Origin of the sequence: Streptomyces sp. AM8-1-1 (assembly GCF_032229325.1) — a bacterium.
Lineage (GTDB): Bacteria > Actinomycetota > Actinomycetes > Streptomycetales > Streptomycetaceae > Streptomyces > Streptomyces achmelvichensis.
The window spans coordinates 393511-416303 of record NZ_CP135086.1 but is presented as its reverse complement, the minus strand read 5'-3'; the positions used below and the strand labels follow the sequence as shown (position 1 = coordinate 416303).

Genomic DNA, 22793 nt, shown 5'->3' with positions numbered 1-22793 from the left:
GGAGTGAAACACGCGCATCCACGCCCGCCATGGCGCCCCCATGCGTATCCCGCGGGCCGGTCGAGCCGGGCTCAGCGCCCGCGACACCCTCTAGGGTCACGTCCATGACGAGGACCACGCCCCCGAGACCGCTCGATGTCGAAGCGCTCTTCCCGGAACTGGCCGCCCACAGAGGCACGACGACACGGCTGCACCCACGGCCGGGGGCACCGGATCTGTCCGCCAGCTCCGTTGGTGGTCCGATGCTGTGGCCGGCGGACGAGCCGTGGCCGGTGTGCAGCGAGGCGCATGGCCGGGGGCGTGGTCGACGGCCGGCCGATGTTCACCGGTGGCGGCAGGTTCTGGCTGCCGCGTGGGCCCGTGAGGAGATCGCGGGCCCTACTGACGAGGAACGGCAACTCCTGGAGGAGTTGCGCCAGGAGCACCGGATTCCCGGGGTGTACGAGACGGACCCGTTGCCGATGATCGGCCTCGCGCAGCTGTACCGGCGGGACACCCCCGACCTGCCGACGGGGCCGGACGGGTGCGACCTGCTCCAGGTGTTCTGGTGTCCCTTCAACGCAGACGGGCCGGGGCGGTGGAACCTGGAACTGCACGTGCGGTGGCGTCAGTCGGACGATGTCGGTGAGGTACGTGCGCCACGCCGCCGCTGCCATGGGTCGTCGGCTCCGACAGTTTCCTGCCCGAGCCTTGTGTGCTGCACCCGGAGCAAGTCGTCACGTACCCGTTCGCGGGGCTCCTGCCCGAGGAACTGTGCGCACAGATCGACGCATGGGAGGAAGACCTCGGAGAGACGTCCGAGCTGCTGTCGGGCGGCGACGTGGCCTATCCGGTCGCCTACCAGTACGACCTGTCCATCCCACCCGGGTGGCGTGTGGGCGGCTTCGCCTCCTGGCACTCGACGGACCCGTACCCGATGGACTGCCTGACCTGCGCGGCACCGATGCACCTGCTCCTGACCATCGACAGCTCGGAGTGGGACGGCGGCAGCGGCAGTTGGAAGCCGCTGGAGGACACGGACGGGGGCACGTATCGTCACGCCACCCCGACCGAGGTCACCGTAGGTCGTTTCGGCGAACTCAACGTCTTCTTCTGCCCGGAGGATCCCGGCCACCCGCACCGCTGGAGCATCCAGTAGCCGGCGTCACCCTGGAAGGTCGTCCCCGCACTGTGTGTCCCCACCGGAATGACCGGGTTGGACGTGGCACTCCTGTCGAGAACGGTGGTGTCCCTGGGTAGACGTTTCGAGGCCGGTGAACTCATCGACACAACCGATCCGCCGGACGATCCACACCACCGATTGCCGCCCACCATCACCACGAGCACCCGCTACAAGGTTGCGCCACCCCGCTGACCAGCCACTTCAAAGATGGCGGAGCTTCCTGAGGCCGGCAGGAGAGACGATCGATCTGCTCTCGTGACACTGGTGATCACCGCCGGAGCAACATGCGCTCATGTACGAAAAGGTGGACAGTAGGGGAGTGGGGCTTCGGGTGTGACGCTCCGACCTCGTGGCCTGATGCCGGAACCGCCCACCCGGATCCGCAGAGGATCTGATGCCCGCCCCTCCCCAACCCGCGGCCGGCCCGAGAGCGGCCTTCCCATGACTCACGTGCCCCCCGACACGGCCGTATGCGGAACCAGATGAGTCATGGGGGTCATGATGAGCGAAGCTCCGCGCACGTATGACGTGATCGTTCTCGGCGCTGGTCCGTGCGGCGAGAATCTGGCGGAACGCACCAGTGACGCCGGGCTCTCCACGGTGATCGTGGAGAGTGAACTCCTCGGTGGTGAATGCTCGTTCTGGGCGTGCGAACCCAGCAAGGCCCTGCTCCGGCCGATGACGGCCCGCGCCGACGCCCGCCGTGTCCCAGCGCTGAGCGAGGCCGTCAGCGGTCCCTTGGACGTCGCGGTCGCCTTGGCCCACCGGGACAAGTTGGCGAACTACTGGCAGGACGACGATCAAGTGGACTGGCTGAACTCCGTGTCCGTCGACCTCGTCCGTGGATTCGGCCGGCTGGACGGCCCGCGGCAGGTCACGGTGCAGACGGCTGAGGGACAGACCGTCCGGCTCGCCGCCCGACATGCGGTCGCCGTGTGCACCGGCACCGACTCGGCTCTGCCTGACCTGCCGGGGCTCAGCGACGTCCGTCCCTGGACCAGCCGCAATGCGACCAGCTCTCGGGAGGTTCCGGAACGCCTCGCCGTGATCGGCGGGGGAGTGGTGGCCGTCGAAATGGCCGCGGCGTGGCAAGCGCTCGGCTCACGGGTGACCATGCTGGTACGGGGCACCAGAGGGCTCTTGCCCCGCATGGAACCGTTCGCCGGCGAAATGGTCGCGGACGGACTGCGGGAGGCGGGCGTCGACATACGGCAGGACACGTCGGTTTCTCGCGTCACCCGCACCGGCCGTGAGGTGCACATCGAATGGGCGGACGGAGGGAATCTCACCGCGGACGAGCTCCTGGTCGCCATTGGTCGTGTGCCCCGCACAGGCGACATCGGTATGGAGACCGTGGGACTGAACCCGGGTGACTGGTTGGCGGTGGATGACACCTTCCAGGTGCCTGGTGTCGCCGGCGGGTGGCTCTACGCTGCCGGCGATGTGAACCACCGTGCTCTGATGACCCATCAGAGCAAGTACCAGGCACGAATCGCCGGCGCCATCATCGGTGTCCGCGCCGCGGGCGGCAGGCTGGACGACGCCAGGTGGGGCGCGCACGCCTCGACCGCCGACAGCGCGGCCGTGCCACAGGTCGTCTTCACGGATCCAGAGGTGGCAAGCGTCGGCTTGACCGCGCGCGAGGCAGAACGCGCGGGGCGCCGATTCGACATGGTGGACTACGACATCGGGCATGTGGCGGGAGCCGTTCAATACGCCGACGGATATCGGGGGAAAGCGCGCCTGCTCGTGGACCTGGATCGCGGCAACGTTCTGGGAGCGACCTTCGTCGGCGCCGGAGTCGCGGAACTGCTGTTCTCGGCAACGGTCGCGATCACGAGCGAGGTTCCCGTGGAGCGCCTCTGGCATGCCGTGCCGGCTTTCCCGACCATCAGCGAAGTATGGCTGCGTCTCCTGGAGACACGGCGCGCCGGTGCTGTCCGCCGCTTCGAGGGAACTGCCGAATGACCCATGCGGGCGGCGCTCGGCGCAGCCTCCTGTGACCCGCCACGAACGGAGCCGCCTGCGACCTCGTCCTCGCGGCGCCGGAGCGAGGCCGGCCCGGCCTTCGATCCGTGAGTCGGGATGCCGCCTGGCCTGAGCTTTGAGAACCTGGTCGGGAGAGGTGGTGAGGCCGCACGGGACCCATGTCGTGGACGTGGCCCGTGGAGGTGGCACCGCACGAATCGGCTGGCGGGGCCGCTCGCGGCAACCTGGGCGGTGGCACCATCCGCCGCTGCCGTCTGCGCGGAAGCGCCGAACGCGGCAACCACCCCTTCGCACGCGGCAGTCCGCCTTCTGTGGGTGCCCTCGACACAGGTACCCGCGTCGAGACGATGGCCCGCCCGAACGGTCCGGCGGGCCTTCCTGAGGGCTTGTGTCTCAGCACAGGAGGTGCGCACCATGCCCCGACCGGTCACTGCTGGAGTCGACGGATCTCCCGAGAGCCTCACCGCCGCAACGTGGGCGGCGAAGGAGGCCCTGCTCCGCAATGTGCCACTCCACATCGTCCATGCCTGGGAGTGGGCACCGCATCCGACGGTCGCGGTGCCGGCCGACACCAGTCAGCGCGACTGGGCCCACCAGATCCTGCTTGAGGCCGTGGAGCACGTGCGCGCTCTCCACCCGGATGTCTCCATCGTCGACCAGCTGGTTTCCCTGCCTCCGGTCACGGCCCTCCATGACGCATCGGAGCAGTCGGCGCTCCTGGTTCTCGGCACCCGGGGTATCAGCGGATTCGCCGGGTACCTCGTGGGCTCGGTCGCCTTGCACGTCATCGCCCGGGCCGAGTGCCCCATCGTCCTCCTACGCGCCGGGCATCACGACGCGAAGGGCGAGGATTCCGCAGCTTCCGCATCCCCTCGCGAAGTCGTGGTCGGTATCGACTTCGACCACCCCTGCGACGAGGTCGTTGCGTTCGCTTTCGAGGAGGCCCGGTTGCGAGGCGCCGACCTGCACCTCATCCATGCCTACAGCGCCCCCAGTCTCTACGGGGTGGGCACCGGGCAGCGCAGTGGTCGCGAGTTGCAGGCCGAACGCGAAAAGACCCTGGTCGCCGCAGCTCGGCAGCTGCATGACCAATACCCGGACCTCACCGTCACGGCGACAGCCTCACAGGGGCGGCCCGCCCCTCGCCTTCTGCGGGCAGCCAAGGAAGCGGAACTCCTCGTCCTCGGCCGTCGCCGCCGCGACAGCCGCTTCGGCCACAACGGCCCGGTGACCCACGCCGCCATGCACCACGCGCCGTGCCCTGTGGCCGTGGTCCCGTACGGCTGACGCGCCGTCCTGAACGCGGTTCGGTTTCTGCGTACCGGCGACGGTGCGGCGTACGCTCCCGTGCAGTTCTTCCGTTGTCGCGACGCACCCCCGATGGCCGCGACTCGCCGTTTCCCGGCCCTCAGAACGGCGCAGGCGATTGCGTGAATCCGTCCGAGACGTCCCCGACGAGGTCGATCCCCTCGGGATGCAGGGTCATGACGAGAGCGCCGGGCGAGAGGTCGAAACGTTCGATCTCGGCCCACAGGAGGTTCGGACTCGTCGTCAATTCGAAGAAGTACCGCTTGCTGGTGAGGTCGCAGACGGTGCGGTACTCGGTGTTGTAGGTCCGGAACCTGCCCTCGCGATACGGCGCACCGAAGGGCACCGAGGCGTTACGGGTGACGGCCAGGATGCCGGCGACCGCCTGTCGGTCGTCCGCCGGCTCGGGCAGCAGGGCGCTGAAGTAGGCGGCACGCTGGAAGCGGTCGACCGCGTTGACGTTCCCCGGCAGCGGGATCTCACTGCTGGGCTTGTCGTGCCCCAGTCCCTGCACGGTGTGCACCTGCTCCTGCAGCAGGCGGAGTTGTTCGTCATAGGCGGGCGCGTTGGTCATGATCGTGTAGCTGCGGTCGTGGTGCACTCGTCGTTGGCCCGCGATGTACTCGATGATCGCCGAGTCTCCCGACGCGTCCTCCAGAGCCACGTGCACCGTGGCCGAGAAGCCGTGCATCTCCACCGGCACCAACTGGCAGGTGTCGAGCAGGTCCAGGGCCTCATTCACGGTGCGAGCGCAGTCCAACAGGTACTGGATCCACAGGGCGATCTGAAGACCTGGCCTGCTGGGGTCGCGGGGGCCGAGGTCGGTGCTGTCCAGGTACAGCATGTGCGCTGCGAGGCCGGCTTCGTTGAGGCCGTCGGCCGTTCCGGCGCCGTAGAGGGTCGTCACGAGGCTGCCGAACGTGCTCGTCCACAACAGAGGGTTGTCATCGACGACGGTGGTGCTCCCCAGCGTGCCGCCGTTGCGCTTGAGCCCTCGGGGGAAGACGGTCAGCACCGGTTCCGTCGATTCCGGCCAGTCCATCGTCCGGCCGGCAAGAACGGCGTGGCTGTTGGTGTTCCACAGAATCCGCGTGCACATGTCTGAATCCCTCTCTGAGCGGGGCGCACGCATCAGCTCGTGGCCCGAGGCATGCACCCCGTGCGGCGCTCACGGCGAGCGTGCCGACGTGCCACCGAGACCTATGCACCAGGAGTGCCACGAGTGAGGGGAGCCCGCTACCTGGTCGGGCCGAAAGAACCTGATCGGCCCGCATTCGGGAGCCGGTCACCATGCTCCGCTCGGGAATCGGGAATCGGGAATCGGGAATGCTTCCGTGCCGAGATCGGGCGCGCACCCGGTTGTCTCCGGACGTACCGGGCCCAGGCCGGTACGTCCGGTTCCTTACCAGGGTGGTCATACTTTCCGGATGGAGGGGCGGGCCGTCGAGGCGGCGCGGCGTTGGCAAGGCTGATCAGGGCGTCAGCCAGGTGCACAACGGGTGGGTGAGCGACGAAAAGCCCGACGTGCTGCTCACAGCCGGCCAAGTGGCGCATTCCTGGGCCGGTGACGTGTTCGCCGAATGCCTGCATGCGGCCGCCGCACTGGCTCTTCTCGACCGGTTGGATCTCCCGCCGAACACGCAGCATCGTGCGGAACCGCGCCAGGTGCTCGTCGCAGGGCACAAGAACCACTACCGCAGCCCCGGTGCCTGGAACGACGCGAAACGATCCGTCAGTCAGTGATGTACCAGTCGTTCTTGAGGTACTCCAGGGTGTAGCTGCCGAGGTCGCTCTCGGAGAAGGTCGCCGAGGACCTGACCGATTCGACCGGCATCTCGATCTTGTCGGGTGTGCGCACGGCGACGCGCTGCGGATCGACCGTCGCGGTTTGCAGGGCCTTCTTCTGCGCCGGCGAGACCATCTGGAAGACGGTGGCGTACGTCGACGTGCACGGGCCGAGCCCTTGGTCCTCCGCCTTCTTCGCGGCGGGCCCCGCCACGTCGCAGACCGTGTCGATGTCCTCGCGGCCGAGGGCGTGGAGGTACTGCTCGTAGCGCTGGATCGCGCCCTCCTTCGTCCTGGGCGCGGGCTGGTCGCCGGTCGGGGTGGCCGACGGCTTCTCGGTCCGGTCCGGCGCGGACGGCGTGGCCGACGGCGTTTTCGCCGGCGTGGACGCGGATGGCTGAGAAGGCTTCGCGGCGGGGTCCTCCTTCGTACCCTCCGGACCGCACGCGCACGCCAACAGCGCCACACATGCCGATACCGCCACGCTCACCACTGCCCGCGCCTTCATCCGGTCCCCTCAGATCGCCTCGACAACACCACAAGAGGTCACGCAGGATCAGGTGGAACGGTTCCCCAGCGGTCCGGGCGTGGTGACCGGTGCCCGCCAACGTCGTCTGGGACGCCTCTGGGATACGCCCGCGGGGCTCCGCTCACATCGAGGCCAAGGCCCTTCACCGGTCGCCATGCGTCCGGTCTCCCCCTCGCCGCAAACGGGGAAGTGCGGGCCGCTCTGCCGGACGTGGCCCGGCAATCTCTGATTCTGCTCAAGCAGGCTCGACCAGGGGTTCATGGTGTGATCCACTCCGGTCACGGGCACCGGCTCGTACGCACGTTGGCAGGGGGCGGGATGAGAGTACGGCTGATCGCGGCGGGGGCCGCGGTGGTGGTGATGGGTCTGGGAGTGAGTGCGTCCGCTGCCATGGCACGGGGGCACGCGCTGGAGGGCGACTGGGGAGGCATTGTCGGTTTCCACCACGCCACGGTCGGCAAGGGCTACTGGTTCGCTTGCCCCCCGCTCAGGAACACGTCCGACCTGCCGGTCGAGGTGCTGAAGGCGGAGCTGCTGGGCGCGCCGGGGCACTGGAGGACGGGCGAGGTCAGGGCCGCCAGACGCTCTGACACGCACGGGACCGCGCTGGCGGCTTACGACACGTCCTTCGTCGAAGACGCGGATCTGGCCCGGGACTACTCGAAGGAACCGGTAGGTATCGCCCCCGGGGAGGAGAGTCCGATCTACTACCTGGTGCGGGCCGAGGCTGTCGCTTCTCCGGTCTCGGGCGAGGCCGAGGGCTGCCGGGTCACCTACCGCACCGGGAACCGCATCCACTCACAGGTCCTGCCCAGCGCGTTCGAACTCATCACCGGGGACTGAGGTCCGTCGGCAGGACCACCGGCGCGCCCCGGCAGAGGTTCGCGAGGCCTCCCCCTGCCTCCGCTGCTTGCGCCGGTGGAAGCCGGCGCAAGCAGCGGAGGCGGCGAGGTCGCATCACGCGACGGCGGTGCCTTCGAGCTCGACCATCAGGGTCGGGAGCGCCAGCCGCGCCACTCCGAGCATCGTGGTGGCCGGCGCCACCCTGGCCGCGCCCAACCGCCCCGCCAGCTCGCCATAGTGCTGGAAGAGCAGATCGACGTCGGTCGTGCAGACATTGAGCCGCACGAGGTTTGCGAGCGACATGCCGGCTTCGCCGAGCACTGCCTCCAGGTTGTCGAGGCTCAGCGCCAACTGCGCCGCCATGTCGCCGTCGTGCAGAGGCTTGCCGTCGTCGCTCATCGCGGTCTGGCCCGAGATGTACAGGGTTCGTGTGTGCCCGGAGACGACCTCGCCCTGGTTGAATCCCAACTCCGCCGACCACGTCACCGGGTTGACCGCCGTTCGTTCCATTGCCACGTCAGCTCCATTCGATGCGTCAGAAGTACGTCGTCCAGCGGCTCGACAGCCGCCCATCCATGACGTCGCGGTGAAAGCCTCCCAACGAATCACGACATCGCACGTCATGTATTCCGCTAGAGTTTTTGTATGCGCGCCAACCGGTTGGTCTCGCTGGTGCTGCTGCTGCGCCAGCGCGGCCGGCTGTCCGCGACCACGCTCGCCCGGGAGCTGGACGTATCCACCCGCACCGTGCTGCGCGACATGGAGGCGCTGTCCGCGGCCGGCGTCCCGGTCTACGCCGAGCGCGGCCGGTACGGTGGATTCGCATTGTTGCCCGGCTTCCAGACACAGCTCACCGGACTGAACCACGACGAGGCGCTCGCCCTGCTGGTCGCCGGATCACGGCGCGGCGCGCAGGTGTTCGGCCTCGGATCGGCGCTCGCTTCCGCCATGCTCAAGGTGGTTGACGCCCTGCCCGAAAGCCATCGGGACACTGCGGCCGGTGTGGCCGAGCGATTGCTCATCGACCCGGAGACCGACCTCCTCTCGCGCCGCTCGGTCGCCGAGGAGGTGCCCGACACCATCGTGGCCGAGGTCCGGCGCGCGGTGCTCGCCGGACACAGGCTGCGTATCCGCTACGCGGCCGCGGGCCAGACACCGAAGTGGCGCACGGTGGACCCGATAGGCCTGGTCACCGTACGCGACCAGGGCTATCTGCTGGCCACGAGGTCCGGCGCGGACCGCACCTACCGGTTGTCCCGGGTGTCGGCCGCCGAGGAACTCCCCGAACCCGCACAGCGAGCAGACCGGGTCGACCTCGACCGGGCCTGGCAGGAGCGCAGCGTGCAGTTCCGGACCGGCGGCGATCAGGTCACCGTCGTGGTGCGGGTGGATCCGGCGCGGCGGGAGGACCTGGTGGGCACCGCACTGGCCGTACGGGCCGAGGAAGTCGACGCGGACGGCCGACTGCGACTGGAGGTGACCTTCCAGGATGAGAGGCACGCCGAATGGGCACTGTGGCAGCTCGCCACGAACGCTGAAGCCCTGGCCCCGCAGTGGTTGCGCACCTCGCTGCGCAGCCGTGCCGCCGCGATCGTCACCTGCTACGACGCGTCTTCCTGAGCGCGGCCTGCTCGACCGGGAGGGGCGCCGCGGGACATGCGGCGGGGCTGTCGAGGTTCCGGACGTCCAGCACGAACCCGGACCCGGATGCCGACCGCGGATTCCTCTCCGGAGACGGTTCCCAGGTGATCAACACCCGCGGCGGTCCCGGAGCGCGCACCGGGACAAAACCGCTGTCCTGCCGGTGCCGTGCATCCCTAAGATCACGTCATGACTGCCGACGCCCCGCTCACCCGAGAGTCGTTCCGACGCCTCCAGCCCATGAGTGCGCCCAGGCCGATGCCCCAAGTGCCTGACCGTGTCTGGACCGACCAGGACTGGGACCGCATCCGGCACGGATATCGAGCCCGGGACATGGACGAGAAGTGGAATGTCTTCACCGAAGGCCATGTCCTCTTCGTGCACCGGAGTTGGACCGGGTACGGCATCTACCAGGCCTCCTTCGCCCCTGTGCCCGGCGGTGGAATCCACATGGTCTCCGCTGTGGTGGAGTCGGATGCGCAGCTCTATCGGAGCAGGGGCGATGAGTCCGACCGCCTGATGCTGGAGCTGGTCATCAGCGCGATCGTCCTGGGCGAGCCGGCTGCCGACCTCAGGGCCGGACTTGTGGAGCTGACTGCTCGGGCTTCGGGAAATGGCGACCTGTACTCGGGTGTGGTGGAGCACAGCGCTCTGGGACTGCGCTCCGGTTCGTGAGTTCGCAGCCGGGCGCGTGCTGTCACGGCCTCGGGCCATGTGACGGGATCACGCGTCGCGGACGCGGGAGCTCGCAGTGAGCGTGCACGAACGCTCCGGTGCCGTCCGAACTCTGTCTCTGCTTGGTTGCGACCCTTGTACGCGGCGAGCGCAGGGGCCCTACCCGCCGAGCGTTGTCTCGCGAGCGCCGCGCGACAGGACGCATGGTCCCCGCTCACGCGGGAGACGAGGCCACCGTGCGTCGGGTGAGGCTCTTCCATCCGCTGGGTGAGTCAGTCGCCGGTGTCCAGGCCGCTGGCGCGGGCGATGCCGTCCAGTTCCTCGTCGACCGCCTGCTGCTCGGTGATCTGGCGGTGGAGATCGGCGCGGAACTCCGCGAGCTTCTCCGGATCGTTCGCGACCTCGGCGGTGACGACCGCGTAGCCCGTACTGCCGTCGGGGCCGGGCAGTTCCACCACGTGGTGGTCCATACGGCCGGTCGTCAGGATCGCCATGACGGCGAGGAACTCGCGCTGGACATCGGGCGTGAACGTGTCCCGGCCGCCCGCCTCGAACGTGCCCGGCTGGCCGTCGGACAGCATGTGCGCCAGTTCGTCCACGGCCTCCTCCAGCGTGGCGAACTGTTGCGGATCCATCCGGGCCTTCACCGATTCCAGGTAGAGCGAGGCCAGGTCGAGCCCGTCGTCCGGCGTCTCCGGTGCATTGTCGTCGTTGTCCATCACCCCACCCTGGTCCCGGAGCCCGCCGCGCGTCCAGTTGCGGTGATCGACAACACCCTTGTGCCCCGTTTTCGGGGTCGGCTCCCGGCAGCTTCAGGAGTCAGGAGTCAGGAGCAGGGGCGCACCCGCGCCGCGTGGAGCCGGTCCGCCACCGTGCACGGCGGAGCCGCGGACCGCGATGGTCGTGGCCGGGTCCGCGACGGTCGTGGCCGGTCCGCACGGACAAGCGATGTGATCACTCGATCGTGAGTTGTTCCACACACGGGTCCGGCGTGACGGGACGCTGGGAAGGACGGCGCACGACCGGCGCCGCACTGTCGTGCTGCGGGTGGGGGATGGGATGACGCATGGAGCGGGACGTCGTGGGGGACCGGAGGAGAAGGCGTTGCTGCTGGCGGCCGGGCTGGCCGATCTGGCGGTGAGCACCGTGGGTTCGGCGCTGGGGACGGTGCGGGGGCTGTTGCGCCGTTCGGACGCCGCGGAGCTGGCGGCGGAGGCCGAGCACGATCTGGTGGCGCGCGGGCGCCTGGTCGTGGACCGGTACGCGGCTGTCCCTCCGGCCCACCTGGAGATTCTCGCCCGGCATGCCCTGGCCCGGCGGGCCGGCGATGATGTCTGACCGGTGGGAGCCGGCAGCCTTCAAGGCCCGTGTCGACGAGGTGCTGCACCACTTCGTCGCCCAGGAGGCCGAGCAGCTGTGGGCGATCGACGAGGTCCTCGGCCCGGTGGCGGAGCAGCTGGAGACCGCGGTCAAGGACGGCAAGCGGCTGCGGGCGGCGTTCTGCTACTGGGGCTGGCGCGCGGTGGGCCAGCCCGACAGCGATGCGCTGGTTCGGGCGGCGGCCTCCATGGAACTGGTGCATGCCGCAGCGGTGGTGCACGACGATCTCATCGACGACAGTCCGTTACGGCACGGCCGGCCCACGGCGCACATCGCGCTGCGCGGCGCTGTGGGCCGGCGTCCGGATGATGTGGAGGCCGCCAGGTCACTGGCGATGCTGGTGGGGGACCTGCTGATGTCGCTGGCCGGGCAGTTGTTCGCCACCAGCGGTCTGCCCGCCGCGTATCTGGCACGGGCCCGGCCGCTGTGGTCGTTGCTGGCACGGGAGCTGATCGCGGGCGAGTGCCTGGAGATCCTGCGTACCGGGGCCGATCCGGACATGGCGTCGTCGCTGAAGGTGATCCGGTACAAGACCGCCAAGTACACCGTCGAGCAGCCGCTGTTGATCGGCGGCGTCCTGGCGGGGGCCGGTGAGAGGCTGCGCGGGGGCTATTCCGCGTACGGGCTGCCGTTGGGCGAGGCGTTCCAGCTGCGGGACGATCTGCTCGGCCTCTTCGGAGACCCGCAACGCACCGGCAAGGACGACGCCGACGATGTGCGCGGCCACCGGCCCACGGCCCTGCTGGCGGAGACCTGGCGCCTCGCCGGCGACGACGAGCGGAAGCAGCTGCGCGCCGTCCTGGGCAGACACGATCTGGACGCGGAGGGGCTGGACGCGGTGCGCGAGCTGATGCGTCGGCTGAAGACCCCCGACCGTATCGAAGCCATGATCAGCGCGCGGGTCGAGGAGGCCCTCGACGCTCTGCACGAGGTGGACGCGCCAGCGCACGCCGCCGCCGCCCTGACCGCGCTGGCGCATTCGGCGGCGGTCCGCTTGTCCTGATCACTGGACGCCGGGCTGCACCAGCCCGTGTCGTCCGTCCCGGCCGCGGCCGGGCTGTCGTGAATGACCCGTTGATGACGAGGAGTTCTGCCATGACGTACACCGAGGCTTCGATGGATGCCCTGCGGCTGGCCGGTGACGAACTCGCCGACGCCACCGTCGCGACCCTGTTCGAGCGCGGGGAGGTGGGCACGTTCAACTCCCTCATGCGCTACGTGTCCACCGCCGGTGCCCCCCTGCCGCCCGGGCTGCCCGACGTCGCGCGGGAGTACCTCCAGGCAACCAGCGTCCCGCCGGCCTGGGTGGACTGGGGAGAGATGGAGAAGGCCCGGCTGTTCTTCATCGACAACAACGTGCACATCTCCACCGCCCTGTCCTTCGCCGCCATGCCCGCCTGCTACGTCGTCCCCCATGTGGCGAAGCTGCTGTCGGCCACCCACGGACTGAGGTACCCCTCCAAACGGATGGCGGAGACCGGCCAGTTCACCGTCTACCTGATGCAGCCCGACGCCTTCGAGGCAGGCAGCCGCTTCATCCCCGCCGCCCAGAAGGTCCGTCTCCTGCACGCCTCCATCCGTCACCACCTGAAACGTGAAGAGCGCTGGGACACCGCTGCGCTCGGGACGCCGATCTGCCAAGAGGACATGATCGGCGGGCAGATGTTCTTCTCCATGCTCGTGCTCGACAGCCTGCACCGTCTCGGCATCCATATGTCGCCGGAAGGCGCGGATGCGTACTACTACGCCTGGCGTGTGGTCGGTGCCATGCTCGGCGTCGACCAGGACGCCGTGCCCAAGACTCTGGACGAGGCCCGCCACTTCCTCGACCTGTACATGATCCGGCACATGGGGCCTTCGGAGGAGGGCGCTCACCTGACCCGTCAGCTCATCGACCTCTACGAGGAGATCGTGCCCGGGACGTTCTTCGACCCGATCGTCTCCGCGCTCATCCGCCATCTCGTCGGCGACACCTGCGCGGACTGGCTCGAGGTGCCCCGCACGCCGTGGGACACCGTGGTCAGGGCGGTGCCACACCTCCTCGGCGTACTGGAGACCATCGAGGACCGTTCACCCCTCGGAGCGTGGGCACTGGACCGCCTGGGCCACCTCACCACGATCCTCGAGCTGTCCTCCCTCACCCGCGGACGTGTCATGCACTACGCCATCCCCGAACAGCTCAAGAAGGACTACGGCGTCCCCGGCACAGTGCCGCCTGCCCGTCGGTGGACCCCGCCCCCTGCCACTGTCTCCCCTTGACCTGCGCGGCGAAGCAGCAGGCATTCCGCACCTGGGACACGTGGCCCGGGCGGCACCTCGGGTGGTGACGCAATCCCCGGCGCTATACGTTCGAAGAGGGGCGGCTACGGCTGTGGCGCGGGATGGCAACGACCTGTCCTGGGCCCCTGGGAGCCGGAGACTGCGTGCCGGCCGAGGACGCCGGCGAGCAGGTCGGTGCTGGGCGGGGCCATCCGACGGCAGGGCCGACCACGGCGGAGCGGAGGTTCGGCGACGCTGAGCAGTAGCCGCGACTGAACTACCGGAGGTGGCCGATGACGCCCAGCAAGCCGATCGCCGAGAGCCTCGCCGACCAGACCGTCGTGGTCATCGGTGCCAGCGCAGGTATGGGACTCGAAACCGCCCGGCGCGTGCGCGCCGCCGGTGGCCAGGTGATCATGGTCGGACGTAATCCCGAGCGGCTGGAGCGGGCCGCGCTGGAAATCGAGCCTGTGAGTACCGCGGCCTTCGACGCCACCGACACCGACAGGCTCAAGCAGTTCTTCCAGGAGCTGCCCGGCACGGTCGACCACGTGCTCTCCACGGCCGGCGGCCCCGCATACATGCCCTTGGCCGACATGGACCTCGCGGAGGTCCGCCGCCACTTCGGCGATCGCCTCGCCATGACGCTCGGGATCGCCCTGCACAGCCGTGACAAGGTCCGGCCCGGAGGCACCCTGCTGTTCATCGGTGGCACAGGCGGCCGCCGTCCCGCCGTCGGCATGACCATCACGTCCGCGATGACCGCGGCGCTTCCCGCTCTCACCGCCAACCTGGCGCTGGAGCTCGCTCCGATTCGTGTGAACCTCATCGCCGCCGGATTCGTCGACACGCCCCTGTCCGCCTCATTGCTGGGCGACCAGCTCGAAGCCCGACGCGCGGAGCTGCGTGCGACACTCCCCATCCGCCGCGTCGTCGGCCCCGAGGACGTCGCCGCTCTGGCCGTACACATCATGTGCAACGAAGCGCTCACGGGCGCGACATACGACATCGATGGCGGCCAGCAACTCCTGTCCCACTGAGCCGCTGTCCTGACGGGGGTGGGCCTCGTCGGGCCAGGAACCGGGGGCGTCCGCACGACGAAGCGTAGGGTCGGTCGGCAGGACGTTGCCGAGACGGGAACCCGGGCGGAGCCGGGCGACCGCAGTGACGGAAGGTCGCGAGTATGGCCGGATCACCGGCACACGACGATGCGGGTGCACCGACCCCCTGGCAGTGGCTGGACGACCTGTACGCCGTCCGGCCACCGTGGGAGATCGGACGACCGCAGCAGGCCTTTCTCGAGCTTGCACAATCAGGCGCCATCCGGGGACGAGTGCTCGACATCGGCTGCGGAACCGGGGAGCACGTGCTCATGTGCCACGACCTCGGCCTCGACGCCACCGGCGTGGACCTGGCGGCCGGCGCGCTACGGGCCGCGGAGGACAAGGCGCGTCGGCGCGGCGCCACCGTCCGCTTCCTCCATCACGACGCGCGAAGACTGGACGACCTGGGGGAGCAGTTCGACACCGCTCTCGACTCGGGCCTGTTCCACATGCTCGATCCGGACGACCGCGCCGCCTTCGCCCACGGCCTTCACGCCGCGCTGCGCCCCGGCGGACGTTACTTCCTGTTGTGCTTCAGCGACCGGGAACCCGGGAGTCCCGGAGTGCACGGGCCCCACCGCCTGACGCGGCACGACATCACTGTCGCTTTTGCCGACACGCTGCGGATCGACTCCCTTGAACCGGCCACGATCGAGTTCACCCTGGATCCGGCGGGCATCCGTGGCTGGCTCGTCGAGATGACGAAGGTCTCCGACCGGGTCGGGCGGACGGCCGAAGCAGGTCCCGGCGTGCTCTGAGCGCATGGGTGCCTGCCCGGTGCGGTGTCGATCGGGATGCGGCTGGACCACGCGTGTGGGCTAGGCGGCGGTGCCTTGGGGGACGTGGTGGGCTGCGCCGCCGATGTTCAGGCTTGTGCCGGGTGTGGCGAGTGGGGTGCCGGTGATGTGGAGGAGTCGGGCGAGGTGGTCGGGGATGTTGCGGACGGTGAGGTGGGTGCCGCGGCGGGCGGCGGAGTTTTTCGCGGCGACGAGTGCGCCGATGCCGGAGCAGTCGCAGAATGCGAGGTCTCCGAGGTCGATGACCACCTGCCGGTATGCGGTGACTGCTGCGGCGAGTGCCGCGCGGATGTCACCGACGGTGGAGATGTCCAGCTCTCCGGCCAGTTTCATTACGGCGTGTCCCGGGCCAGGCCCGGCAGTCGTCGTGATGTCCATGTGACTGCCTCCCGCATGTGCGCCGTGGTGTGGCGCGTGACAGCCGTCGCCCCAGGCCGTGGCCCTTGTCGGACGACCGCTCGACATTCCGACGTGGCATCCATACAAACCGGGCCAGAAGTGATTTGTCCAGAGGTGACGGACCAGTGCCGCCCGGGCGGTCGATATTGGCATCCTGTGCCGGTCAGCCCGCATTCCCGGCACCGGATGCCAGGCCCTGTGGAGTGCGGCTGACATGTGCGCCGGCCGCCGTGGCGAGACGGGCGAACGCCATGGCGTCACGGACCGCGGCCCCTCCCGGGTCGTTGTTGAAGTACACGTACATATCGCAGTCGCCCGGCCAGGCGGCGGTCAGCCGGCCCACCCAGGTCGACAGGGCCTGCCTGCCGTAACGCGGCCAGGGCTGGGCCCGGCCCGCGTGCAGCCGCAGATAGCCCCAGTCGCTGGTCCGCCACAGCGGTCCTGCGGGCCGGGAGTGCAGGTCCGCCCAGCACAAGGCGGCGCCGCGTGCCTCGAGGACCGCACGGACCTCCGGAACCCACCAGGAGTCGTGGCGCGGCTCGACCGCGACGCGCGTACCGGCCGGGAAACAGCGCAGGCAGTCGTCGAGGAGGGTGGCATCGGCCTTCAGGGTCGGCGGCAGCTGCAGGAGTACCGGCCCGAGACGGTCACCGAGCCCGGCGGCGTGTTCCATCAGCCGCGCGACCGGCTCCTCGGGGTCCCGCAGCCGTTTGATGTGGGTCAGAAAGCGGCTGGCCTTCACGGCCATGACGAAGCCCTCGGGGGTGCGCCGGCGCCACTGGGCGAACGTCTCCCGGGACGGGAGCCGGTAGAAGGCGTTGTTGCTCTCCACGGTCGCGAAGCCGGATGCGTACTCCTCCAGCCACAGTCGCTGGGACACACCCTCGGGGTACAGGACATCCCGCCAGTCCTTGTACTGCCAGCCCGAGGTGCCGACGAAGACCGTCACCCCTTCATCGAAGCACGTGATGCCACCGCGGGGCGTGCCGGGCGAGTGGCCTAACCACACCGGGCCGGCGAGGCACACCGTTCACCGCTCGGGCCTGTCCGCGATCACCGTGCTCACCCGTGTCAGGGTGGCCACGACCGTGCCCTTGGCCACGAACGGACCTCCCGACGCCTTGCCTCCCGCGTAGTAGCCCAACCCGGGCGCTCAACCCGGAGGGCCGGCAGGAGAGCCGCGGCGTCGACCGGGACGTACTCAGGGGGGCAGGCGGTGGAGGCGGCCCGAACACCTCCTCAGCCGGCAGCCACCGGATGAGCGCAACGACTGACCGCGTGCTCCTGCTGTGAAAAGTGCCCGAGGTGGCGCAACCCCCAGGCCCCCTGAACGTCTCTTCTCCCAAAGGGGGAAACACCATGGGGGCTGACCATCAGATCGCCTTCTTCCTGCGGGAGCTCGCGGCGCCCGAGCCGTGGCGGCGGGTTGCCGCCGCCAAGGGGCTGGGGCGGATCGGGCGGTACGAGCAGGTGCAGGCGCTCATCCATGTGGGGCGCGATGCCGATCCCGCGGTGCGCGCGGCCGCCGCACTCGGCCTCGGCCGCCTCGGCGCACCCGGGGCGGACGACGTTCTCATCTCTCTGATGCGGGATCCCGATGCCCAGGTCCGCCGCCGCGCGGCGCTCGCCGTACAGAGGCTCGCACTGAAGGGCCCGGCCGTCATCGACGCTTTCGCCCGCCTCCTGCGTGACTCGGACCGGCACGTCCGGCTCAACGCGCTGACCGGACTGACCCGGCTGAAGGCGATCGGTGACCGCAAGGCCGTGGTGCTCCTGCTGGGCGACCCCGACTGGCGGGTCTGGGGGCATGCCCGGTGCCTGGTGGAGACCCGGATGGACGACGACCTGCGGGCCGAGGTGCTGCACACCGCCCGCCAGGGCCCCGGCGCGGCCCGTGCGCGGGCGCTGGACATGCTGCCCTCCCGATACACGCACCGGCTGCGCGATTCCCTGCTCGAAGGCCTCCACAATCCTGCCTTCGAGGTACGGGAGGCGGTGGTGGGCAAACTGGTCGACCTCAAGGAACGCGGAACGGCCGGCCTGCTGCTGACGACCCTTCAGGACGAACGGCACCCGGATGTCGCTCGCCGGCTGTTGCGTGCCCTGGGACGGCTGGGCGAGCGCCGCCTGCTGGCAGCGGCACTGCCGTGGCTCGACCATCCCGACGTGGGCCCGGTCGCCGTGGACGTCCTGGCCGACATCGGCACCCCGACCGCCGTCCGGCAGATCAGGTCGGTCCTCACCCAGTGGCCCTGCCACCCCGCGATCCAGGCGGCCGCCGCCAAGGCCCTCGGGGAACTCGGCGACCGCAAGGCCCTCGAGCTGCTGCTCCCGCTCCTGAACGACGAGGACAAGGAGGTCCGCTCCGGGGCACTCACCGGCCTGGGCCGCCTCGGTCACCATCAACTGCCCCCGGCGGACCGCCGCAGGGTCGTCGAGACGCTGATGCACTGCCTGGTGAGCGACCCGCAGGTGCTCTGGCACACCGGCAGTGCGCTGCGCAGCTATCCCGAAGTCCTGCCGTGGGTACGAGGGTTGCTGGAAGAGGCCGCACCCGATGTCCGGGCGACGGCGCTGTCCCTGCTGGACGACGGCGACGAGGCCGACGGGCGCCTCTTCCTGACGTATCTGAGCGACCCGGACGACGACGTGCGCTACCAGGCCGCGATCGGACTCGGCCGGTACGCCGAGGAACACGGCGTCCTCCCGCCGGGCGGCGACGCGGCGATCGGGGTGCTCACCGCGCTGACGTCGGATGCCTCGGGCGGCGTTCGCTGGGCGGCGGCCAGGGTGCTGCGCGCCCTCGAAACCCCGGACGCCGGACCGTAGAAGGAGCTGACAGCCGGCCGTGTGACGTCGGTCGTCACGTGCCGGCCGGCTGCCGTGTGGGCGGCCCGACTGCCCGGTCCTGTGCTCAGCAGCCGGCCACGTCCGCTTCAGCCACCACCTCCACCTCCCACGGCGCCGGCCCGGTGCCGTCCTCCCAGGCGGCCAGGGCATGGGCGTCGAAGCAGACGATCCCGCACTGCTCGGCGTACTCGGTCGCCGGCAAGGTGAAGCCGCCTGTGGTCACCACTGCCGCGACCTGGGCCTCGTGCACGGCGAAACACGTACCGCCGAACCGCTGGACGTCCTGCGACCCCACCTTGTTCACGGGGCCGTAGCGCTTGCACTGGATGACGACATGCCTTCCGTCCGGCGCTGTTGCCACCACGTCCGCTCCGAGGTCGCCCGCACCCCCGACGACCTCGATGTCACGGCAGCCGTCGCGTTCGCACAGTGCTGCCACGGCCTGCTCGAAGGCGACGGGGTCCAACAGCCCCAGCAGCGAGGCTTCCTGCTCCACCCCGTCCACCGTTTCCGCGTCGCCCTCGCCGTCGGCCTCCGGTGTCCCCGGCGCGAGGACATGCGCTGCCGGTCCGGGCTCCTGCGGTAGGCCCCCGTCGGCGCAGGCGGCCGCCCGGCCGTCCCAGACCGGGTGCCGGCGCCGGTGTCGCGTCCGCCGGACCGCGCCGAGCGCCACCACGACCGCACCCGCCGCCAGCGCAATGCCCAGCAGCTCATGGGTGTCTGATGACTTCACCAGCGTTTTGAGCATCAGCCCGCCGCCGCAGACCAGCGACGCCACCAGGCCGAAACCGAGTGCGGTCTGACGCAGACTGAATCCCGGCCGACGACGCATCATCACCCGTGGCCGACGCGCAGGTACCGTCATGTTGTCGCTCCCACATTTCCAAGATCGTTAATGCATGCCGTCTGCCCCAACTGGCGCGATTAAACGGCGCGTTCGTCCTGGCTGAGCCGATCTCCGTGCGGCCGCTCCCTCCCGGGCCACGACATCGCGGTAGCCGCGGTACGGGAGACAGGGCTCGAAGGTGACTGGGGGAGGGGTCCTGGTTCGGTCGGGGAGGTTTGCGGGGCATCCCTGATGGCCCGCCGGCATCGCGCCGACAGCATGAACTCCATGACATCCCAGCCCCTTTCGCGCCGCTCACTCGTCGTCGGCGGCGCGGCCACTGCCGTCCTCACCACGGCAGGAGGCACCCACGCCCGGGCAGCTACCCGGACGGGTGCACAGCGCCGAGCCGCCGAAGCTGCCGGCGCCGCGCGCATCCCCCCGCTGCGCCCGGACGTGCTGCGCGCCGCCATCGGTGACCTCACCCACCCGCCGGCGACCGCCGCGCAACTGCGCGTCACCGGCACGCAGGGCAGCTGGTACGGCTCGGCGGGAGTGGCCGACACCACAACGGGTCGGGAGGTGCGGCCGGATGACGCATTTCGCGCAGGCAGCGTCACCAAGGTGTTCGTGGCGACCGTGGTCCTGCAGATGGCCGCCCGTCGCCGGCTGGAACTCGACGCCCCGATCGGACGCTACCTGCCGGGCCTGCTCCCGCGGGAGCAGGCCCGGATCACCGTCGCCCAGCTGCTGCAGCACACCAGCGGCCTGCCCGACCACCGGGGCCTGCCGGACCTGCGTACACCGGAGGATGTGCTGCACCACCGGCACGACCGATGGACGCCGCACCAGTTGGTGGCGACCGTGACCCACGGGCCGCTCAAGTTCCCGCCGGGCACAGCGCAGGAGTACCGGGGCATCAACTACGTCCTGCTCGCCCTGCTCATCGAGCGCCTGAGCGGCCGGCCCTACGGCGAGGAGATCCGGCGGGCCCTCCTGCGCCCGCTGGGCCTCACGAGAACCCTGCTGCCCGGGGACGACCCGCGGCTGCACGGCAGCCACGTGCACGGATATCTCCGCATGAGCGATACCTCTCTGCGCGACATCACCGTCTACAACCCCTCCTCGAGCTGGGGTGAGGGCGAACTCGTCTCCAGCGTCGACGATCTGTCCCGCTTCCTGGAGGCACTGTTTCGCGGCGTGCTCCTGCCGCGCTTCATGACGGAGAAGCTGTTCACGCTGCCCCCGGCGAGTGTGCGCATGCTGGACGGCAGCGCGGCCCGCTACTCCATGGGACTGCAGCAGGCCACGGTGAACGGCGTGACCTTCTGGGGCAAGACGGGGGAGTGGTACGGCTGTCGCACCCGCATGTTCTCCACCCGCGACCACCAGCGCCGTTTCGTGCTCTCCTACGCCCCCACCCCCCTGAACCCCCGCGAGGACATGACCCAACGCGTCGTCGCCGCGCTCACCCAGGCCGAGGGCGGGGGCGCCGGGGACACCGCATAGGGTCGGGGCGTGCTGACTTCTCGACACCTGACTGAATGGGTGAGCGCGCGGTACGGGCCGCGCCATGCCGACCGGCGGATCCGGGACCTCGGGTTCGCCTGGTCGGTCGACACCCAGCCCGACGCGTACCACGACGGCGACACCTCCGCGATGACCTACGGCAACGGCCCTGACATCGTCGTCAAACGCACCGGCGCGGTGTGGCAGTTCGGCTCGAGTCCCATGATGCTGCCGCTGTACGAGGCACGCACCGAGGAGGAGCTGCGCCGGTCGATGGCGAAGCTGATGCCGGGGGCGGACCTGGACCGGCCCCGCGAGACGGTCCAGACATCGGCACCGGCACCGATCCTTGCGCCGACGCCGACGCCGACGCCGACGCCGACGCCGACGCCGACACCGACGACCGCGCCCGCGTCCCCCGTCCCGCCGATCACCACGGCCGCGCCGCCGATGGTCGGCGCGCCCGGCACGGTCCCCCCGCCCACCGGTGTTTTCGGCGCCCCGTACGAGCCCACGCCGCCGCCCGGACCGGCCCCCGCGGCAGCGCCCGTACCGCCCGCACCCGCGCCTGCGGCGGCTGCGCCCACGGCGGCGCACGCGCCCGCCGTAGGGCCCGAGTTCGCGGCGGCCGACACGAAGAACGCGGTCCTCGTGGATCCTCAGGGGGTCTGCTTCGACCAGGAGGGCCGGCATGCCGCATTCGCCTGGCCGGAGATTCGCACGGTCCACCACACGGTGCGCGGTACGTGCCTGATGGTGGGTGTCGTGCACGCGAACGGGGCGTTCTACGAATGCCGGGTGAGCGCGAAGCGGCAAGCGCGCGTTCGGGAGTGGTCCACGCACCTTCCGCAGGTCCTCGCGTTCTATCTCGCGGGCCGCCCGGCCTGAGCGGAGGCCCGCCAACGCCACCTCACCCCTCTCGGAGAGCAGGCCGGTCATGCGCCCACAGTCCCTCGTCCAGGTTGCCGACGGGGTCCACCTGGTCCACGGCAGCAACACGAACTGGGTCATCCTCAGCGAAGGCGACGAGGCCACACTCGTCGACTGCGGCTATCCCGGCGACCGTGAATTTCTGCTGGAGTCGCTGGCCGAGGTCGGTCACGCTCCCGAGTCGGTCAGGGCCGTCCTCGTCACGCACGCGCACAACGATCACATCGGATCCGCCGAACATCTCAGCCGCTCCTTCGGGACGCCCGTTCTCCTGCACGAGGCGGAAGTGCCGCACGCACGCCGGGAGTTCCTGCATCAGGTCGGCATCACCACCGTGCTGCGCAACGCGTGGCGCCCCGGCGTCCTGCCGTGGGCGGTACACGCCCTGCGCTCCGGCGGTACCGCCGACTCGCGGGTCACGGCGCCGCGGGCGTTTCCCGCCCCGGGCGCTCTCGACCTGCCCGGGCGTCCCGTCCCCCTCCACACCCCGGGCCACACGGCAGGGCACTGCTGCTACGTACTGCCGCAGGCAGGGATCCTCATCTCGGGCGACGCCCTTGTCAGCGGCCATCCCACCTCACGGCTGAAGGGCCCGCAGCTGCTTCCCGTCATGTTCGACACCGACCGCGAGCGAGCTCTGGCCTCGCTGCGGACCATCGAGGGCGTGGCGGGCGACACCCTCCTTCCCGGCCACGGCCCTCTGCACCGGGGATCCGTCGCTGCGGCCGCCGGCCGGGCACGCGATCTCGCCTCCTGACCCGGCCGCGGCCTACGCCGGCAGCGCCCGCGGCGCTGCCCTCGGCACACA

The 22793-nt window shown here is 70.1% G+C and carries 22 protein-coding genes and 1 pseudogene; 16 read left to right on the top strand and 7 right to left on the bottom strand.

Annotated elements, in window-relative coordinates; genetic code table 11:
• Positions 1-104: 104 nt before the first annotated feature.
• From RPQ07_RS01825 to RPQ07_RS01815, 3 genes and pseudogenes are all read left to right on the top strand, one after another.
• Positions 105-1138: pseudogene (locus RPQ07_RS01825) on the top strand (hypothetical protein).
• A 525-nt stretch (positions 1139-1663) separates the two neighbouring features.
• Entirely contained in the window at positions 1664-3130 is a 1467-nt protein-coding gene (locus tag RPQ07_RS01820; protein WP_313942190.1) for an NAD(P)/FAD-dependent oxidoreductase, read from the top strand.
• Positions 3131-3565: 435 nt separating this feature from the next.
• Positions 3566-4438, top strand: a complete 873-nt coding sequence (locus RPQ07_RS01815) for a universal stress protein (protein ID WP_313942189.1) — start codon at positions 3566-3568, stop codon at positions 4436-4438.
• Between the two features lie 121 nt (positions 4439-4559).
• Here RPQ07_RS01815 and RPQ07_RS01810 read toward each other — a convergent pair whose 3' ends face one another.
• Entirely contained in the window at positions 4560-5558 is a 999-nt protein-coding gene (locus RPQ07_RS01810) for a linear amide C-N hydrolase (RefSeq protein ID WP_313942188.1), read from the bottom strand.
• Positions 5559-5962: 404 nt separating this feature from the next.
• On the opposite strand from RPQ07_RS01810, the gene RPQ07_RS01805 reads away from it, so the two are divergent.
• Positions 5963-6202 (top strand): hypothetical protein, encoded by a 240-nt coding sequence (locus tag RPQ07_RS01805; protein WP_313942187.1) that lies wholly within the window; start codon positions 5963-5965, stop codon positions 6200-6202.
• Here the strand turns inward: RPQ07_RS01805 and RPQ07_RS01800 are convergent.
• Entirely contained in the window at positions 6192-6752 is a 561-nt protein-coding gene (locus RPQ07_RS01800) for a hypothetical protein (RefSeq protein WP_313942186.1), read from the bottom strand. The two genes, RPQ07_RS01805 and RPQ07_RS01800, sit on opposite strands and share 11 nt — an antisense overlap.
• Before the next feature lie 339 nt (positions 6753-7091).
• On the opposite strand from RPQ07_RS01800, the gene RPQ07_RS01795 reads away from it, so the two are divergent.
• Positions 7092-7616, top strand: a complete 525-nt coding sequence (locus tag RPQ07_RS01795; RefSeq protein ID WP_313942185.1) for a hypothetical protein — start codon at positions 7092-7094, stop codon at positions 7614-7616.
• Between the two features lie 114 nt (positions 7617-7730).
• On the opposite strand, the gene RPQ07_RS01790 is transcribed toward RPQ07_RS01795, so the two are convergent.
• Positions 7731-8126, bottom strand: a complete 396-nt coding sequence (locus tag RPQ07_RS01790; RefSeq protein ID WP_313948746.1) for a RidA family protein — start codon at positions 8124-8126, stop codon at positions 7731-7733.
• Between the two features lie 135 nt (positions 8127-8261).
• On the opposite strand from RPQ07_RS01790, the gene RPQ07_RS01785 reads away from it, so the two are divergent.
• Both RPQ07_RS01785 and RPQ07_RS01780 read left to right on the top strand, forming a co-directional pair.
• A complete protein-coding gene (locus tag RPQ07_RS01785) occupies positions 8262-9236 on the top strand; it encodes a helix-turn-helix transcriptional regulator (protein WP_313942184.1) in 975 nt (324 codons plus the stop codon).
• 210 nt (positions 9237-9446) lie between these two features.
• Positions 9447-9932: a hypothetical protein gene (locus RPQ07_RS01780; protein WP_313942183.1), complete on the top strand. Its 486-nt coding sequence runs from the start codon at positions 9447-9449 to the stop codon at positions 9930-9932.
• 272 nt (positions 9933-10204) lie between these two features.
• On the opposite strand, the gene RPQ07_RS01775 is transcribed toward RPQ07_RS01780, so the two are convergent.
• The gene (locus tag RPQ07_RS01775) at positions 10205-10651 is read right to left on the bottom strand and encodes a hypothetical protein (RefSeq protein WP_313942182.1); all 447 of its coding nucleotides are present in this window, start codon (positions 10649-10651) and stop codon (positions 10205-10207) included.
• A 340-nt stretch (positions 10652-10991) separates the two neighbouring features.
• Here RPQ07_RS01775 and RPQ07_RS01770 point away from each other — a divergent pair, with 340 nt between their 5' ends.
• The 5 genes from RPQ07_RS01770 to RPQ07_RS01750 all read left to right on the top strand — a co-directional run bounded on the left by RPQ07_RS01770 (position 10992) and on the right by RPQ07_RS01750 (position 15432).
• Complete coding sequence (locus RPQ07_RS01770; protein ID WP_313942181.1) at positions 10992-11270, top strand: polyprenyl synthetase; 279 nt, start codon at positions 10992-10994, stop codon at positions 11268-11270.
• Entirely contained in the window at positions 11260-12315 is a 1056-nt protein-coding gene (locus RPQ07_RS01765; RefSeq protein WP_313942180.1) for a polyprenyl synthetase family protein, read from the top strand. The genes RPQ07_RS01770 and RPQ07_RS01765 overlap by 11 nt, the downstream gene beginning before the upstream one ends.
• A 92-nt stretch (positions 12316-12407) precedes the next feature.
• Complete coding sequence (locus RPQ07_RS01760; protein WP_313942179.1) at positions 12408-13571, top strand: oxygenase MpaB family protein; 1164 nt, start codon at positions 12408-12410, stop codon at positions 13569-13571.
• Positions 13572-13864: 293 nt separating this feature from the next.
• Positions 13865-14611 (top strand): SDR family oxidoreductase, encoded by a 747-nt coding sequence (locus RPQ07_RS01755; protein WP_313942178.1) that lies wholly within the window; start codon positions 13865-13867, stop codon positions 14609-14611.
• Between the two features lie 143 nt (positions 14612-14754).
• A complete protein-coding gene (locus tag RPQ07_RS01750; protein ID WP_313942177.1) occupies positions 14755-15432 on the top strand; it encodes a class I SAM-dependent methyltransferase in 678 nt (225 codons plus the stop codon).
• 60 nt (positions 15433-15492) lie between these two features.
• Here the strand turns inward: RPQ07_RS01750 and RPQ07_RS01745 are convergent, their stop codons facing one another.
• Both RPQ07_RS01745 and RPQ07_RS01740 read right to left on the bottom strand, forming a co-directional pair.
• A complete protein-coding gene (locus RPQ07_RS01745; RefSeq protein WP_313942176.1) occupies positions 15493-15849 on the bottom strand; it encodes an STAS domain-containing protein in 357 nt (118 codons plus the stop codon).
• A gap of 184 nt (positions 15850-16033) precedes the next feature.
• Positions 16034-16819 (bottom strand): DUF72 domain-containing protein, encoded by a 786-nt coding sequence (locus tag RPQ07_RS01740; protein WP_313942175.1) that lies wholly within the window; start codon positions 16817-16819, stop codon positions 16034-16036.
• A 410-nt stretch (positions 16820-17229) separates the two neighbouring features.
• Here RPQ07_RS01740 and RPQ07_RS01735 point away from each other — a divergent pair, with 410 nt between their 5' ends.
• Positions 17230-18699: a HEAT repeat domain-containing protein gene (locus tag RPQ07_RS01735; RefSeq protein ID WP_313942174.1), complete on the top strand. Its 1470-nt coding sequence runs from the start codon at positions 17230-17232 to the stop codon at positions 18697-18699.
• Positions 18700-18784: 85 nt separating this feature from the next.
• Here the strand turns inward: RPQ07_RS01735 and RPQ07_RS01730 are convergent, their stop codons facing one another.
• Positions 18785-19585, bottom strand: a complete 801-nt coding sequence (locus tag RPQ07_RS01730; RefSeq protein ID WP_313942173.1) for a restriction endonuclease — start codon at positions 19583-19585, stop codon at positions 18785-18787.
• A gap of 249 nt (positions 19586-19834) precedes the next feature.
• Between RPQ07_RS01730 and RPQ07_RS01725 the strand changes: the two genes are divergently transcribed.
• Genes RPQ07_RS01725 through RPQ07_RS01715 form a run of 3 tightly spaced genes read left to right on the top strand, consistent with a single transcriptional unit; the run spans position 19835 to position 22742 of the window.
• Complete coding sequence (locus RPQ07_RS01725) at positions 19835-21055, top strand: serine hydrolase domain-containing protein (RefSeq protein ID WP_313942172.1); 1221 nt, start codon at positions 19835-19837, stop codon at positions 21053-21055.
• Between the two features lie 9 nt (positions 21056-21064).
• Positions 21065-21943 carry a hypothetical protein gene (locus RPQ07_RS01720; protein WP_313942171.1) on the top strand — a complete coding sequence of 293 codons (879 nt, stop codon included), beginning with the start codon at positions 21065-21067 and terminating at the stop codon, positions 21941-21943.
• Positions 21944-21992: 49 nt separating this feature from the next.
• On the top strand, positions 21993-22742 hold the full coding sequence (locus RPQ07_RS01715; RefSeq protein ID WP_313942170.1) for an MBL fold metallo-hydrolase: 750 nt from the start codon (positions 21993-21995) through the stop codon (positions 22740-22742).
• Positions 22743-22793: the final 51 nt, after the last annotated feature.

Coding starts and splice junctions, on each gene's coding strand:
- RPQ07_RS01820 (WP_313942190.1), top strand. CDS start 1,664: ATGAGCGAAGCTCCGCGCACGTATGACGTGATCGTTCTCGGCGCTGGT.
- RPQ07_RS01815 (WP_313942189.1), top strand. CDS start 3,566: ATGCCCCGACCGGTCACTGCTGGAGTCGACGGATCTCCCGAGAGCCTC.
- RPQ07_RS01810 (WP_313942188.1), bottom strand. CDS start 5,558: ATGTGCACGCGGATTCTGTGGAACACCAACAGCCACGCCGTTCTTGCC.
- RPQ07_RS01800 (WP_313942186.1), bottom strand. CDS start 6,752: ATGAAGGCGCGGGCAGTGGTGAGCGTGGCGGTATCGGCATGTGTGGCG.
- RPQ07_RS01795 (WP_313942185.1), top strand. CDS start 7,092: ATGAGAGTACGGCTGATCGCGGCGGGGGCCGCGGTGGTGGTGATGGGT.
- RPQ07_RS01790 (WP_313948746.1), bottom strand. CDS start 8,126: ATGGAACGAACGGCGGTCAACCCGGTGACGTGGTCGGCGGAGTTGGGA.
- RPQ07_RS01785 (WP_313942184.1), top strand. CDS start 8,262: ATGCGCGCCAACCGGTTGGTCTCGCTGGTGCTGCTGCTGCGCCAGCGC.
- RPQ07_RS01780 (WP_313942183.1), top strand. CDS start 9,447: ATGACTGCCGACGCCCCGCTCACCCGAGAGTCGTTCCGACGCCTCCAG.
- RPQ07_RS01775 (WP_313942182.1), bottom strand. CDS start 10,651: ATGGACAACGACGACAATGCACCGGAGACGCCGGACGACGGGCTCGAC.
- RPQ07_RS01770 (WP_313942181.1), top strand. CDS start 10,992: ATGACGCATGGAGCGGGACGTCGTGGGGGACCGGAGGAGAAGGCGTTG.
- RPQ07_RS01765 (WP_313942180.1), top strand. CDS start 11,260: ATGATGTCTGACCGGTGGGAGCCGGCAGCCTTCAAGGCCCGTGTCGAC.
- RPQ07_RS01760 (WP_313942179.1), top strand. CDS start 12,408: ATGACGTACACCGAGGCTTCGATGGATGCCCTGCGGCTGGCCGGTGAC.
- RPQ07_RS01755 (WP_313942178.1), top strand. CDS start 13,865: ATGACGCCCAGCAAGCCGATCGCCGAGAGCCTCGCCGACCAGACCGTC.
- RPQ07_RS01750 (WP_313942177.1), top strand. CDS start 14,755: ATGGCCGGATCACCGGCACACGACGATGCGGGTGCACCGACCCCCTGG.
- RPQ07_RS01745 (WP_313942176.1), bottom strand. CDS start 15,849: ATGGACATCACGACGACTGCCGGGCCTGGCCCGGGACACGCCGTAATG.
- RPQ07_RS01735 (WP_313942174.1), top strand. CDS start 17,230: ATGGGGGCTGACCATCAGATCGCCTTCTTCCTGCGGGAGCTCGCGGCG.
- RPQ07_RS01730 (WP_313942173.1), bottom strand. CDS start 19,585: ATGACGGTACCTGCGCGTCGGCCACGGGTGATGATGCGTCGTCGGCCG.
- RPQ07_RS01725 (WP_313942172.1), top strand. CDS start 19,835: ATGACATCCCAGCCCCTTTCGCGCCGCTCACTCGTCGTCGGCGGCGCG.
- RPQ07_RS01715 (WP_313942170.1), top strand. CDS start 21,993: ATGCGCCCACAGTCCCTCGTCCAGGTTGCCGACGGGGTCCACCTGGTC.